This window comes from Janthinobacterium sp. LPB2021202312-11-4 (genome assembly GCF_037049705.1).
Taxonomy (GTDB): domain Bacteria; phylum Pseudomonadota; class Gammaproteobacteria; order Pseudomonadales; family Pseudomonadaceae; genus Aquipseudomonas.
Map to the genome: position 1 here is coordinate 15,922 of NZ_JBAGKV010000023.1, position 15,350 is coordinate 31,271.

The 15,350-nt window shown below is 58.7% G+C and carries 12 protein-coding genes; 7 read left to right on the top strand and 5 right to left on the bottom strand.

Annotated features, from left to right (window positions below):
• From V5E99_RS22285 to V5E99_RS22305, 5 genes are all read left to right on the top strand, one after another.
• Complete coding sequence (locus V5E99_RS22285) at positions 1 to 1,038, top strand: ABC transporter ATP-binding protein (RefSeq protein WP_499804410.1); 1,038 nt, start codon at positions 1 to 3, stop codon at positions 1,036 to 1,038.
• A gap of 1 nt (position 1,039) precedes the next feature.
• The gene (locus tag V5E99_RS22290) at positions 1,040 to 1,987 is read left to right on the top strand and encodes an ABC transporter permease (RefSeq protein WP_499804411.1); all 948 of its coding nucleotides are present in this window, start codon (positions 1,040 to 1,042) and stop codon (positions 1,985 to 1,987) included.
• On the top strand, positions 1,977 to 2,804 hold the full coding sequence (locus V5E99_RS22295; RefSeq protein WP_499804412.1) for an ABC transporter permease: 828 nt from the start codon (positions 1,977 to 1,979) through the stop codon (positions 2,802 to 2,804). Before V5E99_RS22290 ends, V5E99_RS22295 begins: the two co-directional genes overlap by 11 nt.
• Positions 2,805 to 2,962: 158 nt before the next feature.
• Complete coding sequence (locus V5E99_RS22300; protein WP_499804413.1) at positions 2,963 to 4,387, top strand: gamma-aminobutyraldehyde dehydrogenase; 1,425 nt, start codon at positions 2,963 to 2,965, stop codon at positions 4,385 to 4,387.
• A 252-nt stretch (positions 4,388 to 4,639) separates the two neighbouring features.
• Positions 4,640 to 6,124: an APC family permease gene (locus V5E99_RS22305; RefSeq protein WP_499804414.1), complete on the top strand. Its 1,485-nt coding sequence runs from the start codon at positions 4,640 to 4,642 to the stop codon at positions 6,122 to 6,124.
• A 38-nt stretch (positions 6,125 to 6,162) separates the two neighbouring features.
• Here V5E99_RS22305 and V5E99_RS22310 read toward each other — a convergent pair whose 3' ends face one another.
• Both V5E99_RS22310 and V5E99_RS22315 read right to left on the bottom strand, forming a co-directional pair.
• Positions 6,163 to 6,789 (bottom strand): RloB family protein, encoded by a 627-nt coding sequence (locus V5E99_RS22310; protein WP_499804415.1) that lies wholly within the window; start codon positions 6,787 to 6,789, stop codon positions 6,163 to 6,165.
• A gap of 2 nt (positions 6,790 to 6,791) precedes the next feature.
• A complete protein-coding gene (locus V5E99_RS22315; protein WP_499804416.1) occupies positions 6,792 to 8,045 on the bottom strand; it encodes an AAA family ATPase in 1,254 nt (417 codons plus the stop codon).
• Positions 8,046 to 8,484: 439 nt separating this feature from the next.
• Here V5E99_RS22315 and V5E99_RS22320 point away from each other — a divergent pair, with 439 nt between their 5' ends.
• Entirely contained in the window at positions 8,485 to 8,997 is a 513-nt protein-coding gene (locus V5E99_RS22320; RefSeq protein ID WP_499804417.1) for a BRO-N domain-containing protein, read from the top strand.
• A 786-nt stretch (positions 8,998 to 9,783) separates the two neighbouring features.
• Entirely contained in the window at positions 9,784 to 11,409 is a 1,626-nt protein-coding gene (locus V5E99_RS22325; RefSeq protein WP_499804418.1) for a glucan biosynthesis protein D, read from the top strand.
• Between the two features lie 150 nt (positions 11,410 to 11,559).
• Here V5E99_RS22325 and V5E99_RS22330 read toward each other — a convergent pair whose 3' ends face one another.
• From V5E99_RS22330 to V5E99_RS22340, 3 genes are all read right to left on the bottom strand, one after another.
• The gene (locus tag V5E99_RS22330) at positions 11,560 to 12,666 is read right to left on the bottom strand and encodes an NADH:flavin oxidoreductase/NADH oxidase (protein WP_499804419.1); all 1,107 of its coding nucleotides are present in this window, start codon (positions 12,664 to 12,666) and stop codon (positions 11,560 to 11,562) included.
• 268 nt (positions 12,667 to 12,934) lie between these two features.
• A complete protein-coding gene (gene recJ, locus V5E99_RS22335; protein ID WP_499804420.1) occupies positions 12,935 to 14,644 on the bottom strand; it encodes a single-stranded-DNA-specific exonuclease RecJ in 1,710 nt (569 codons plus the stop codon).
• Between the two features lie 66 nt (positions 14,645 to 14,710).
• Entirely contained in the window at positions 14,711 to 15,253 is a 543-nt protein-coding gene (locus V5E99_RS22340) for a YaeQ family protein (RefSeq protein ID WP_008151638.1), read from the bottom strand.
• Positions 15,254 to 15,350 lie beyond the last annotated feature (97 nt).

Here is a 15,350-nt window from a genome sequence, read left to right on the forward strand (position 1 = left end):
ATGACGCTTGCAGTCCAGTTCACCAACGTTTCCCGTCAGTTCGGCGAAGTGAAAGCCGTTGACCGGGTTTCCATCGATATCCAGGACGGCGAGTTCTTTTCCATGCTCGGCCCTTCCGGCTCGGGCAAAACCACTTGTTTGCGCCTGATCGCCGGTTTTGAACAACCGAGCGCGGGTTCCATCCGCATTCATGGCGAAGAAGCCGCCGGGCTGCCGCCGTATCAACGTGACGTGAACACCGTTTTCCAGGATTACGCGCTGTTCCCGCACATGAACGTTCGCGACAACGTCGCCTACGGTTTGAAAGTCAAAGGCGTCGGTAAAGCCGAACGCCATAAGCGTGCCGAAGAAGCCCTGGAGATGGTCGCCCTCGGCGGCTATGGCGAGCGCAAACCGGTGCAACTGTCCGGCGGCCAGCGCCAACGGGTGGCCCTGGCCCGCGCCCTGGTCAATCGCCCGCGCGTGTTGCTGCTCGACGAACCGCTCGGGGCGCTGGACTTGAAGCTGCGCGAGCAAATGCAGAGCGAACTGAAGAAGCTGCAACGCCAGCTCGGCATCACCTTCATCTTCGTCACCCACGACCAGACCGAAGCGCTGTCGATGTCCGACCGCGTCGCCGTGTTCAACAAGGGCCGCATCGAACAGGTCGACACCCCGCGCAACCTCTACATGAAACCGGCGACCACATTTGTTGCCGAGTTCGTCGGCACCTCCAACGTGATTCGCGGTGAGCTGGCGCGGCAGTTGAGCGGCAACCCACAGCCGTTTTCGATTCGCCCGGAACACGTGCGCTTCGCCGAGGGTCCGCTGGCCAGTCATGAAATCGAAGTCAGCGGTTTGCTGCACGACATCCAGTACCAGGGCAGCGCCACGCGCTACGAAGTGAAACTGGAAAACGGCCAGACCCTAAACATCAGCCAGGCCAACAGCCAATGGCTGGACACCAGCGCCCAGCACCAGACCGGGCAACGCATCAGCGCACGTTGGGCACGCGAGGCGATGATCCCGTTGCACGACAATGTTGCAGGCGGGGTGTGACATGAACACCTTGGCTATCTCTCCATCGTCAGCCAGCGGTTCGCCGTTGCGCCGGTTTTCCAACCTGCTGTATCGCCGGCCCAACTTCTACCTGTCGCTGCTGCTGGTGCCGCCGCTGCTGTGGTTCGGCGCGATCTACCTCGGCTCGTTGCTGGTGCTGTTGTGGCAGGGTTTCTACACCTTCGATGACTTCACCATGGCGGTCACCCCTGACCTGACCCTGGCGAACTTCGCTGCGCTGTTCCAGCCGTCGAACTTCGACATCATTCTGCGCACGCTGAGCATAGCGATTGTCGTATCGATCGCCAGCGCCATCGTCGCGTTCCCGATTGCCTACTACATGGCGCGCTACACAACCGGCAAGACCAAGGCGTTTTTCTACATCGCGGTGATGATGCCGATGTGGGCCAGTTACATCGTCAAGGCCTACGCCTGGACCTTGCTGCTGGCCAAAGGCGGCGTGGCGCAGTGGTTCGTTCAACACATGGGTTTGGAGCCGGTGTTGCAGTTCGTGCTCGGCATTCCCGGCGTGGGCGGCAGTACCTTGTCGACCTCGCACTTGGGCCGGTTCATGGTGTTTGTCTACATCTGGCTGCCGTTCATGATCCTGCCGATCCAGGCCTCGCTGGAACGCCTGCCGCCGTCGCTGCTGCAAGCCTCTGCCGACCTTGGCGCCAAGCCGCGCCAGACCTTTATGCAGGTGATTTTGCCGCTGTCGATTCCGGGCATTGCCGCTGGTTCGATCTTCACGTTCTCGCTGACGTTGGGCGACTTCATCGTCCCGCAACTGGTGGGCCCGCCGGGCTACTTCGTCGGCAGCATGGTCTACGCCCAGCAAGGTGCAATCGGCAACATGCCGATGGCCGCCGCGTTCACGCTGGTGCCGATTGTGTTGATCGCCATTTACCTGACCATCGTTAAACGCATGGGGGCCTTCGATGCGCTCTAAGCCAATCAAACAGGGCGACCAGGCCTCCCTGGGCCTGAAAATCGCTGCGTGGGGCGGGTTGGTGTTTCTGCACTTCCCGATCCTGATCATCTTCCTGTACGCCTTCAACACCGAAGAGGCGGCGTTCAGCTTTCCGCCCAAGGGCTTCACCCTGCACTGGTTTAGCGTGGCGTTTTCGCGCCCCGACGTACTGGAAGCGATCAAGCTCTCGGCGCAAATCGCCGCCATCGCCACGCTGATTGCGATGGTCCTCGGCACGCTGGCGTCGGCGGCGTTGTACCGCCGGGAATTCTTCGGCAAGCAAGGCATCTCGCTGATGCTGATCCTGCCGATTGCGCTGCCGGGGATCATCACCGGGATCGCGCTGCTGGCGACGTTCAAGACCTTGGGGATCGAACCGGGGATGTTCACCATCATCGTCGGCCACGCGACCTTCTGTGTGGTGATCGTCTACAACAACGTTATCGCCCGGTTGCGCCGCACGTCCCACAGCTTGATCGAGGCCTCGATGGACCTCGGCGCCGATGGCTGGCAGACCTTCCGCTACATCGTCCTGCCCAACCTCGGCTCGGCGTTGCTGGCCGGCGGCATGCTCGCGTTTGCGCTGTCCTTCGACGAAATCATCGTCACCACCTTCACCGCCGGCCATGAACGCACCCTGCCGCTGTGGCTGCTCAACCAGCTCAGCCGCCCACGGGACGTGCCGGTAACCAACGTCGTCGCGATGCTGGTGATGATGGTGACCATGCTGCCGATCCTCGGCGCGTATTACCTGACCCGTGGCGGCGAGAGTGTGGCGGGCAGCGGCGGGAAATAACTGACAACCCCTTTCTCAATGTGGAAACCGAATCCTGTAGGAGCGAGGCTTGCCCGCGAAGCTTTTAGCGCACTTGAGGACGCCTTCGCGGGCAAGCCTCGCTCCTACAAGGGATTCGGTTCTGACAGAAAAATAATAGTTTCGATGAGGACAACGTCATGCAAACCAAACTCTTGATCAACGGCCAACTGATCGACGGCGAAGGCCCCGCCCAACCGGTGTTCAACCCGGCGCTCGGCCGTGTGCTGGTGGAAATCAACGAAGCCAGCGAAGCCCAGGTCGACGCCGCCGTGCGCGCCGCCGACAACGCCTTCGAAGCCTGGTCGCAAACCCCGCCGAAAGACCGCTCGCTGCTGCTGCTCAAACTCGCCGACGCCATCGAAGCCCACGGCGAAGAGCTGGCCAAACTGGAATCGGACAACTGCGGCAAACCCTACAGCGCCGCGCTCAACGACGAGATCCCGGCGATTGCCGACGTGTTCCGCTTCTTCGCCGGCGCCAGCCGTTGCATGAGCGGTTCGGCGGGCGGTGAGTACCTGGCCGGCCACACCTCGATGATCCGCCGCGACCCGGTGGGCGTGATCGCCTCCATCGCGCCGTGGAACTACCCGTTGATGATGGTTGCCTGGAAAATCGCCCCGGCCCTGGCTGCCGGTAATACCGTGGTGCTCAAGCCGTCGGAACAAACCCCGCTGACCGCGTTACGTCTGGTGGAACTGGCGTCGGAAATCTTCCCGGCCGGCGTACTCAATCTGGTGTTCGGTCGTGGTCCTACGGTGGGCAGTCCGCTGGTCACGCACCCGAAAGTGCGCATGGTCTCGCTCACCGGCTCCATCGCTACCGGCGCGAACATCATTTCCAGCACCGCCGACAGCGTCAAACGCATGCACATGGAACTGGGCGGCAAGGCCCCGGTGATCATCTTCGACGACGCCGATATCGACGCTGCCGTGGAAGGTATTCGCACCTTCGGTTTCTACAATGCCGGTCAGGATTGCACCGCTGCCTGCCGCATCTACGCCCAGGCCGGCATCTACGAAAAATTCGTCGAGAAGCTTGGCGCGGCAGTGAGCACCATCAAATACGGTTTGCAGGATGACCCTGAAACCGAGCTCGGTCCGCTGATCACCGCGCAACATCGCGACCGCGTGGCCGGGTTTGTCGAACGTGCCGTGGCGCAGTCGCACATCCGCTTGGTCACGGGCGGCAAGGCTGTGGAAGGCAATGGTTTCTTCTTCGAACCGACGGTGTTGGCCGATGCGCAGCAGGATGACGAAATCGTCCGTCGCGAGGTATTTGGGCCGGTGGTGTCGGTGACGAAATTCAACGATGAAGCGCAGGTATTGGGCTGGGCCAATGATTCGGACTACGGCTTGGCGTCGTCGGTCTGGACTGCGGACGTCGGTCGCGCCCATCGCCTGGCCGCACGTTTGCAATATGGCTGCACCTGGGTGAATACGCACTTCATGCTGGTCAGCGAAATGCCCCACGGCGGTCAGAAATTGTCCGGTTACGGGAAGGACATGTCGATGTACGGGCTGGAGGACTACACCACTGTTCGGCATGTGATGTTTAAACATTAAAAAGCGAAAAGATCGCAGCCTTCGGCAGCTCCTACAGGAGTTGCGTCAGGCGCGATACCTGCGGTGTATGCGGTTGGTGTAGGAGCTGCCGCAGGCTGCGATCTTTTCAGCAGACACACGGAAGTTGTCGGCGATTTACCACAAGGCCTCACCGCAATTCAAAACAATAACCACCGACCCGGGCGGCGCCGTTATGGCTCCGCCACGGTTTCGGACATCCGAAATCTGCCGATTTTCCGGAGCTGACAGACCATGAGTGCATTACCCGAACTCTCCCCCGCCGTTGCCGACAGCGATGCCGAACAACTGCGCAAACTGGGCTACACCTCAAACTTCAATCGCAGCATGAGCCTGTGGGAAAACTTCGCCCTGGGCTTCACTTACCTTTCGCCGGTCGTCGGGGTTTATACCTTGTTCGGCCTGTGCCTGGCCGCTGGCGGGCCACCGATGTTCTGGGCCTATTTACTGGTCGGTTGCGGCCAGTTGCTGGTGTGCCTGATCTTCGGTGAAGTGGTGTCGCAATTCCCGATTTCCGGCGGCGTCTACCCTTGGGCGCGCCGCTTGGTGGGCAAAAAATGGGCGTGGATGGTCGGCTGGATCTACTCCATCGCCCTGTGCGTGACCATCGCCGCCGTGGCCGTCGGCGCCGGTCCGTACCTGGCCGCGATGATGGGTTTTGAACCGAGCAACAACACCAACATCGTCATCGCGTTGTTCCTCACGCTGTTCGCCACCCTGGTCAACCTCAGCGGCACCAAAGTGCTGGCGCGGATCGCCATGTTTGGCTTCCTCTGCGAACTGATCGGCGCGGTCGTCGTGGGTGTGTATCTGCTGGTGTTTGAACGCCATCAACCGATCAGCGTCTTGTTCAACACCTTCGACATCCGCATCGACGGCTCCTACCTTCCGGCGTTCCTCACCGCTTCGCTGGCGGGGATGTTCCTGTACTACGGCTTCGAAGCCTGCGGCGACGTGGCTGAAGAAACCCCAAACCCGAGCAAGCAAATCCCGATTGCCATGCGCATGACGATTTACATCGGCGGCATCTCGGCGATGTTCGCTTGCCTGGCACTGATCCTCGCCGTGCCGGATATGCAAGCGGTGATCAACGGCACCGATAAAGACCCGGTCACCACCATCCTCAACAACGCCTTCGGCCCGGTAGGCTCGAAAGTGGTGATGGGCGTGGTCATGATTTCCTTCATCTCCTGCGTCATCAGCCTGCAAGCGGCGGCGAGTCGTCTGTTGTATTCCTACGCCCGGGATGAAATGGTTATCGGCAGCAAGTTGCTGAAGAAGATTTCGCCTACGACTCAGGTGCCGGTTGCGGCGCTGTTTGTATCAGGTGTCCTACCCGCATTGATCATCGTGCTTGGATTTTTCCTGCAAGATGCGGTGGCGACCATTGTCAGCTTCGCCGCCATCGGCATCTATTTGGCGTTCCAGATGATCGTATTGGCCGCGCTCTACGCACGAATGAAAGGCTGGAAACCAAGTGGCAAATTCACCCTGGGTGCTTGGGGCTTGCCGGTGAACATTGGAGCACTGGTTTATGGCGTTGGCGCGATCATCAACATGGCTTGGCCACGTACGCCGGATGCGGCTTGGTATATCAACTATGCGATGGTGCTGAGTACGGCCATTGTGATTGGGTTGGGGCTGATCTACATGTGGCTTGCCAAGCCTTACGACCACGGGACTGCGCCTGCGGGGGATGCTTGGAAGGTTAGTCGGTAAATGAGGTTGCCCAGCCCGTAGTGATGCGGGCTGGGTTGTTAGATGGGTTGTGGTTTGGAGAGGGTTTCGAATTCGTCCATCAGAAGATGGATTTCGGTGCTGGGGTTGGGTTCGCCGCTTATAGCAACGTCCTCGATAATCTTTGGCGCTAAAGTTCTCGCCTTTTGAAATGGCTCGCCCAATAGTCGTGCGAAATAGTTGGTGTCATTTCCCTTTTCGTATTTTTCCATGCGGGGCTTTTCTCTTAGGCTCTTGGCCACCAAGTCACCTGGAGAATGCTTCCCGACCGCTCGAAATGGCTTTCGATTGAAGCCGAAGTGCAGAAGCAGCCAAAACTCGAAGCACGGGTACGAAGCAATAACTTTTATTTTCGGGTGCGGCTTCGCCAGATTTATTGCCCTCCCAAAACAAAGATGCGTATCGCGATCCAACGCACAAAACACCTTGTCGAAGCCTTTCTGCCGGGCGATGGCTGTTTCGACAATGCCACTTGGGTGTGTGACGCCGCAGTGGGCAATTTCCACTTGAGCATTGGCACGGAAATGAAATGCAGCTTCCTCCAGATATCGTTTTCCTGACTTGCTGTCTTCACAAAGGATCAGCACCTTGGGTTGTGGCTTAAACCGTGGAGCCTTTCGATCAAATAACCGTATCGAACGCGCCATGATCAACCTCGCCTTATCAACGGCAACCCGCGATAACGGCCTTCAAAGTAACGTTTCTCGACGTCCTCCCCTTCCCGTCCTTCAAAATCATGAACAGAAAAAAGACGGGTTGCACCGTTAGCATCTCGCTCAGTGATCCAGAACTGATCGCGCCGAAGCGCTTTGGCGTTCATTAGATGAGTGTCGTGAGTGGTAAAGATCAGTTGAGTATCCGGTCCACTGCCAAGGTGCTTTGCAATCAAGTCATCGACTATTGAGGGGTGAAGGCTGCTGTCCAATTCATCGACAGCCAGTATTCCGCTCCCATCGGCGTGATTGATCATGAACCAGGGTAACCAAAAGCCGATCAGGTTTTTCGTACCGCCGGACTCCTCGGAAAAATCAAACTCGGCTGTGCCTAAAAGACTTGTATGGGTCAGGGTTACTTTGTCTTTTTGCGCCGCAGCGAAGAACGCTTTCAGGGTGAGTTTTTTGGTGCTCTGAACCGACTCGGTGTCTTCGGTGTTGAGTTGAATAGCGGACACCGGAATATCCACGGCTCTTAGAAAGTCTCGTAAATCCTGTGTGCCGTCTGATGCCATCCGAAGGAATCTGATGGATGCAGCGGACAGCCCCATCATGTTGTTCTGCTCGATAACCAGTAGACCGGTTTGGAACCAGCTAAATGGGCTGCACAACTGGGTCAAATCTTCACTGCTGTTCGCGACGGCTTGCGAAATAAAGAGTGTCTTCGGGTTCGTCAAACGCCGCCACGCGTTATGCACATCTTTCCCCCCTTCAAGGCTTGCCCCAAAAACATACTGCTCGCCCTCCTCCACAAAACGACGCTGATACAGCAGTGTCTCCTTGCCTCTGGGATACGAAACCAGATGCTCCTCGATAATCCGCTGCGCAGTCATGCGCAGAACAAATCGATAGCGGAGTCCTCGTTGAATAAAGTTGTATTCAAAGAAGCTCGGTTCATTTTGAAGTTGCGGGTCAAAACGAAAGGGCGAGGCGGGTAGCGGTTGATCGTTCAAGGACGGTGGCGCGGCAAGCAGTTGACCCATGATTCCCATCGCCCGGATAAGCGAAGATTTACCCGATGCATTCGGACCGTAGATTGCAGCCACCTTTAGCAAATCCGGCAGTTTTTCTCCAATCACGGGTGGTGCGAACAGGTTGCGCTTTTTGCTCAAGCGCGGCGTCGCAGCCATGGACAGGGTTTGCTTGTCCCGGAAGGAGCGATAGTTGGATACGGAAAATTCGATCAGCATGCAGCGAACCCGCAGTTCATTCCTGAAAGACCAAAAAATAAAGGAAAAAACAGCCGTTTGGCGCAGTTGCGCTGTAGCTCATGCAAAAACAGGAAATTCCTACAGACCGAGCCTTCCGATAAAAGCTCCAATTCCTACAACACACGGCGCCAGAGTAGACTTGGCGCCGCGAGCGCCTGGACGATAGGCTTTACCTCGTCGCTGCCAAATCAGCGACCCGGGGTCGAAGCCGGAACATTATCAACATGGCGCATCCGCGCCCCCATATGAACTGAGGCGTTTTTTGCCGTTCAGCTTCGCTTATATGGTGGGCCGTGTGGCGCGGGCCTCTCGGCTTACATGTTGATCGAGAATGTTCCGACTTCGAACGCCGCACGGTCCGCCACCCAAATCTGTCGAAGGATTAGTGGCGGCTCCTTTCTCAACATGGAGTCGCAAAATGATTGATCCCAAATTACATCAGCGTGAAATCCATCCGTACTTCACCCCAACCGTCTTCACCCGCCACAACCGCTTCCTCCACACGCTCATGCAAGACAACCAAGCCTGGTTCTGCGTCCAGGACCTCGGTCGGCTAATGGGCCGTCCAATGGACGAACGCCTCACCCTGAAACTCGATCCCGATCAGCGCCGAAACGTTCGGCTGCTGAAAAGCGGCAATCCCGTCGAATCCTTGATGGTCAGCGAATCAGGCATGTACGCCCTTCTCGTCCACCACTTCATCCCGGAAAATCGAAACCTGCGCCAATGGCTGAGCAATGAAGTCATCCCGATGCTGCGTGAGTCGAACGCGGCACCTGTGGATAACATTCCGAGCCTGAGTTCGTTGCAATGGGCCGGCATCTCGGTGCCGCTGCTGCACTGGCAGCATCAGGCCTGGATCAAGTGGCGGGATATGCCTGATCTGATGCAGGTACAACGCCCGTTCAAGATCATGGGTACTTGCAGTTGAAGGTCAGGTAAATGCAAAACCTGTGGGAGCGGGCTTGCTCGCGAATGCGGTGGGTCAATTACTATCAATGTCGACTGACACGCCCTCTTCGCGAGCAAGCCCGCTCCCACAGGGATTCTGGTGTGACAGACAAAATTAAAAAGGGGCAGACTTTGCACTCCGCCCCTTTGGTATCCCCCTCCGCTCAAAACCTCGAAACACTCCTCATCGCATCAACCAGATACCTCATCGCAATCCGATCACTCTCGGACAGCTCCCGATACCGCTCCACCAACTTCATCTCCTCGGAATTGAGCCGGCGCCTGCGCCGCCCCGTGCTCAGGCATGGAAATATCCCTAGCAGTTCGGTGATGCCTTGTACTTTCGACATGGACGATGTCCTTCTAATACGTCAAAGAAAACTTCAGAAAACCGCATCGCCCTCTACTTTTTTCAGCAAACGCTTGGTGCGCGCTGAACCCACCGGCCTGAAGGGCCGAAACCGGCTATGCCCATAGAATAGGAATTAAATCGGCGCTGAAAAGTGGTTTTTAGAGTAATTAGTCGAAAAAGGCACAAATGCCTTATAAAACAGAAAGTGCTGTGGGAAACGTTACCGGACATGTCTTGTTTCATTGCCGCAACATCGTTGTGCTATCAATCATTTTTTCTCAACAACCGAACGGTTTAAGCTATTTGGCATCTGTTTAAAGTCCGTTGCGTTTGGCCGAAGGCATGTCCGAACCTCCATTTCTGATCCAGCACGTGCCAGGAACGGCGCGGGATTGTTCACGACAGGTTGTACCTATGCACCGCAGGAATTTGCTCAAAGCGTCCATGGCCATCGCGGCTTACACCGGTTTATCGGCCACCGGACTCTTGGCCGCCCGAGCCTGGGCCGGCAATGGCGCGGCGGATGGCGACGCCCAGGCGTTCGACTTCGAAGCGCTGAAAATCCAGGCCAAGCAACTCGCCACCAACCGTTATCAGGACACCAAGCAGGTGCTGCCGCCGACCCTGGCAAGCATGACGCCGCAGAACTTCAATGCGATTCAGTACGACGGCAAGCATTCGCTATGGAACGAGCTGAACGGCCAACTGGACGTGCAGTTTTTCCATGTCGGCATGGGCTTCAAGCAACCGGTGCGCATGTACAGCGTCGATCCCAAGACGCGTCAGGCGCGCGAGGTGCATTTCCGCCCGTCGCTGTTCAACTATGAAAAAACCACCGTCGACACCAAGCAGCTCACCGGTGACCTGGGCTTCTCCGGGTTCAAGCTGTTCAAGGCCCCGGAACTGGACAAGCACGACGTGCTGTCTTTCCTTGGCGCCAGCTATTTCCGCGCCGTGGATTCCACTGGCCAATATGGCCTCTCGGCTCGTGGCCTGGCGATCGACACCTACGCCAAGAAACGTGAGGAATTCCCGGACTTCACCAAGTTCTGGTTCGAGACGCCGGACAAGGACAGTACCCGTTTCGTGGTCTACGCCCTGCTCGATTCACCTAGCGCCACCGGGGCCTATCGTTTCGACATCGACTGCCAGGCCAATCAAGTGGTGATGGGCATCGACGCTCATATCAATGCGCGCACTGCCATCGAACAACTGGGCATCGCGCCGATGACCAGCATGTTCAGCTGCGGCACTCATGAGCGGCGCATGTGCGACACCATCCACCCGCAAATCCACGACTCCGATCGCCTGGCCATGTGGCGCGGCAATGGCGAGTGGATCTGCCGTCCGCTGAACAACCCGGCGACCTTGCAGTTCAACGCTTTCGCCGACACCGACCCGAAAGGGTTCGGCCTGGTGCAGACCGATCATGAGTTCGCCAGTTATCAGGACACCGTTGATTGGTACAGCAAGCGCCCGAGCCTGTGGGTAGAACCGACAACCGCGTGGGGCGAAGGCTCTATCGATCTGTTGGAAATTCCTACCACCGGCGAGACCCTGGATAACATCGTCGCGTTCTGGACGCCGAAGAAACCGGTAGCCGCCGGCGACTCGCTGAATTACGGCTACAAGCTGTACTGGAGCGCCCTGCCGCCGGTCGGCACACCGCTGGCGCGGGTCAACGCGACCCGTTCGGGCATGGGCGGTTTCGTTGAAGGCTGGGCACCGGGCGAGCATTACCCGGAAGTCTGGGCCCGCCGGTTTGCGGTGGACTTCACCGGTGGCGGTCTGGACCGCTTGCCAGAGGGTGCGGGGATCGAGCCGGTGGTCACGTGCTCCAACGGCGAGGTGAAGGACTTCAACGTGCTGGTGCTCGATGACATCAAGGGTTACCGGATTACGTTTGACTGGTACCCGACCAATGACAGCGTTGCACCGGTAGAACTGCGGTTGTTTATTCGCACCAACGACCGGACGTTGAGTGAAACCTGGTTGTACCAGTATTTCCCGCCGGCGCCGGATAAGCGTAAGTACACGTGATGTAGCCAAATCAAAAGATCGCAGCCTGCGGCAGCTCCTACATGGGAATCGCATTTCTCTGTAGGAGCTGCCGCAGGCTGCGATCTTTTGACCCTGAAAACGCAAAAGCCCCGACCAAACCGGCCAGGGCTTTTTGTTTTACGGCGTTATTTAGTCCCGCAAATCCGACTCATGAATCGGCTGATCCCGATGGGTCGCACGCTGATACTGCGCCGGCCACACCGCTTTACGCCCACCCAGATCATCATCGGCATGCAGCGGCCAGTACGGATCGCGCAACAACTCCCGAGCCAGGAAGATAATGTCCGCCTGACAGGTCCGCAGAATGTGCTCAGCCTGCGCCGGCTCGGTAATCATTCCTACGGTGCCGGTGGCGATGCCTGACTCCTTGCGCACGCGCTCAGCGAAGCGGGTTTGATACCCCGGGCCTGTAGGAATTTCCGCATTGGCCGCCGTGCCGCCCGACGACACGTCGATCAAATCCACCCCCAGGTCCTTGAGGCGTCGCGCCAGTTCCACGGTTTCATCCGGGTTCCAGCCGTCTTCCACCCAATCGGTGGCCGATACCCGCACAAACAGCGGCAGTTCTTCCGGCCAGACCGCGCGCACCGCTTCGGTGACTTGCAGTACCAACCGAATGCGATTCTCGAACGAACCGCCATATTGATCACGCCGCTGATTGCTCAGGGGCGAGAGAAACTGGTGCAGCAGATAACCGTGCGCGGCGTGGATCTCGACCACTTTGAAACCGGCAACCAGTGAGCGTTTGGCCGCCTCGACAAAGGCCTGAATGACTTCAGCAATCTGCCCTTCATCCAGTTGTTTGGGCGGTGTGTGCTGTGGGTCGAAGGCAATCGGCGAAGGCCCGACCGGAGTCCAGCCGCCATCCTCCGGTTTGACGCTGCCGTGTTTGCCAAGCCACGGCCGATGGGTGCTGGCCTTGCGCCCGGCGTGGGCCAGTTGAATGCCGGCGACCGCACCTTGGGCGGCGATAAACCGGGTGATGCGTTGCAGCGGTTCGATCTGTTCGTCATTCCACAAGCCGAGGTCCTCGGCGGTGATGCGGCCATCGGCGGTGATGGCCGTGGCTTCGGTAAAAATCAGACCGGCCCCGCCGACGGCGCGACTGCCGAGGTGGACCAAATGCCAGTCATTGGCCAGCCCATCGACGCTGGAGTACTGGCACATTGGCGATACGGCAATGCGGTTGAGCAGGGTCAATTGGCGAAGGGTATAGGGTTCAAGCAGCAGACTCATGGGGCACCTCTCGAATCAGTGGGCAGGCTCCAGGGTTCTGTTTGAAAAGTCGACGAGTGACAGGAAAAGGTGCAGCACCCGCCCCCGCGGGCAAAAAATTCGACAAGACGTCACAAGGCCAATCAAGCAGTGCTTAGAGCCTAGTCGACAACGGGGGATGAGGGAGGGTTCCGGGGATATTTGGCGCCGGGGTGATCGCTATCGCGGGCAAGCCTTGCTCCTACAGACGGCGTACAACCTGTAGGAGCGAGGCTTGCCCGCGAAGGGGTCAGCGCGGTTCGATGTGGGCAATCATCAACTGCACGGTCTCGTTGCCGCGAAACTCGTTGAGGTCGAGTTTGTAGGCCAATTCCACCCATTTGATGGTCGGGTTCGGCCAGATATCGCGATCAATCCCGAAAGCGATGCCATCGAGCTTCACCGAGCCACATTCACTTTTCAGCACCACTTTCAGGTGCCGCTCGCCGACCACGCGTTGCTCGACCAACTGGAACACACCGTGGAACAGCGGCTCAGGGAAGTGCTGCCCCCAAGGACCGGCGTGGCGCAAGGCACGAGCCAGTTCCAGGTGAAATTCCTCGACCGCCAACGTGCCATCCGACAGCAGGCGTCCGGTCAGGTCTTCTTCGCGCAATTGCCGACGCACTTCAGCGTCAAAGGCTTCGGCGAACAGCGGAAAATTCGCTTCCGGCAACGTCAGACCCGCCGCCATCGCATGGCCGCCGTACTTACTGATCAGGTTCGGATGCTGCGCCGCGACCACGCTCAAGGCGTCGCGAATATGGAAGCCCTGGACCGAGCGCCCCGAGCCCTTGAGCATGCCCTCGCCCGCATCGGCAAAGGCAATGGTCGGGCGGAAATAGCGTTCTTTCATCCGCGAGGCGAGGATGCCGATAACGCCCTGGTGCCACTCGGGATCGAACAGGCACAAGCCGAACGGCATCGATTCCACCGGCAAGTCCTTGAGCTGGGCCAGCGCTTCACGCTGCATGCCCTGCTCGATGGATTTGCGGTCCTGGTTCATGCCGTCGAGCTGGGCCGCCATTTCCCGGGCGCCCGCCGCGTCTTCGGTGAGCAGGCATTCGATGCCCAGGCTCATGTCATCCAGGCGCCCCGCCGCGTTCAGGCGCGGGCCGACGATAAAACCCAAATCCGTGGAAGTGATGCGCGTGTGGTCACGCTTGGCAACTTCGAGGATCGCCTTGATCCCCGGCCGGGCGCGACCGGCGCGAATCCGTTCCAGGCCTTGGTGCACCAGGATACGGTTGTTGGCATCCAGCGGCACCACGTCGGCGACGCTGCCCAGCGCCACCAGATCAAGCAATTCGCCGATGTTCGGCTGCGGCTTGCTCTCGTACCAACCGAGGCTGCGCAAGCGTGCGCGCAGGGCCATCAGCACGTAGAAGATCACGCCGACGCCGGCCAGCGCCTTGCTCGGAAACTCACAACCTGGCTGGTTCGGGTTGACGATGGCATCGGCCAGCGGCAGTTCATCGCCGGGCAAGTGGTGATCGGTGACCAACACCTTGAGCCCGGCCTTTTTCGCCGCAGCCACGCCTTCGACGCTGGAAATGCCGTTGTCCACGGTAATCAGCAGGTGCGGCGTGCGGGTCAGCGCCACTTCGACGATTTCCGGGGTCAGGCCATAGCCGTACTCGAAACGGTTCGGCACCAGATAGTCGACGTGGGCTGCGCCGAGCAACTGCAAACCGAGCATGCCGACGGTACTGGCCGTCGCGCCATCGGCGTCGAAGTCGCCGACGATCAGAATCCGCTGACGCTGCTCCAGCGCCGTTACCAGCAAATCCACCGCCGCATCGATGCCCTTGAGCTGCTGGAACGGAATCAGCCGCGCCAGGCTCTTGTCCAGTTCAGCCTCGCTCTGCACACCACGCGCCGCGTACAAACGGGTCAGCAGCGGTGGCAGATCACCGAGGAATGGCAGGGTATCGGGCAACAGGCGAGGTTCGATGCGCATGGGGTGACAGGTGCTTCTCTGGAATACGTAGGATAAAACCGGATGAAACGTGAGAACGGCGAATAATCAGCCGCGTTCGCCGCTCAGCCACTGCAACTGGACTTCGTGTTGACCACGGTCGTCGGTGACGAAAATCGTCCCTTCGCTGATCATCACGTCCCACTTGATAACGCGGGGCATGTCTTTGGCCAGGGTTTCCAGCACGTCTTGCGGCACCGCCGCGATGTGCACGTTTTTCAGGTTCTTGATCGCCGGGATCACTTTGGTTTCCCAGACTCGCAAGCTGCCATAAGCCAGCAGGCTGGTGCGCTCGGTGCGACGGGAGCACCAGGTCAGGCGATCGGCGTCCGGCTGGCCGACTTCGATCCAGTGCAGGACACGGTCATCCAGGCTTTTTTCCCACAGGGCCGGTTCATCCACGTCTGACAGACCACGACCAAACGATAGCTGCTCGTTGTACCAGAAGGCGTAGGCCAGCAGCCGCACGGTCATGCGCTCTTCGGTTTCCGAAGGGTGACGGGCGATGGTCTGCTTCACGCTCTCGTAGACGCTGCGGTCGAGGTCGGTAAGGTTCAGTTCAAACTTGTAGGTCGTGGACGGCTGGGCCATGAACGGGCTTCTTGATACGAGGAAAGGCGGCAAGTCTAACCGATGCAGTAGGCAATCAGAGAATTGACGACCATCAACCTTGGGCGACTGACACTAG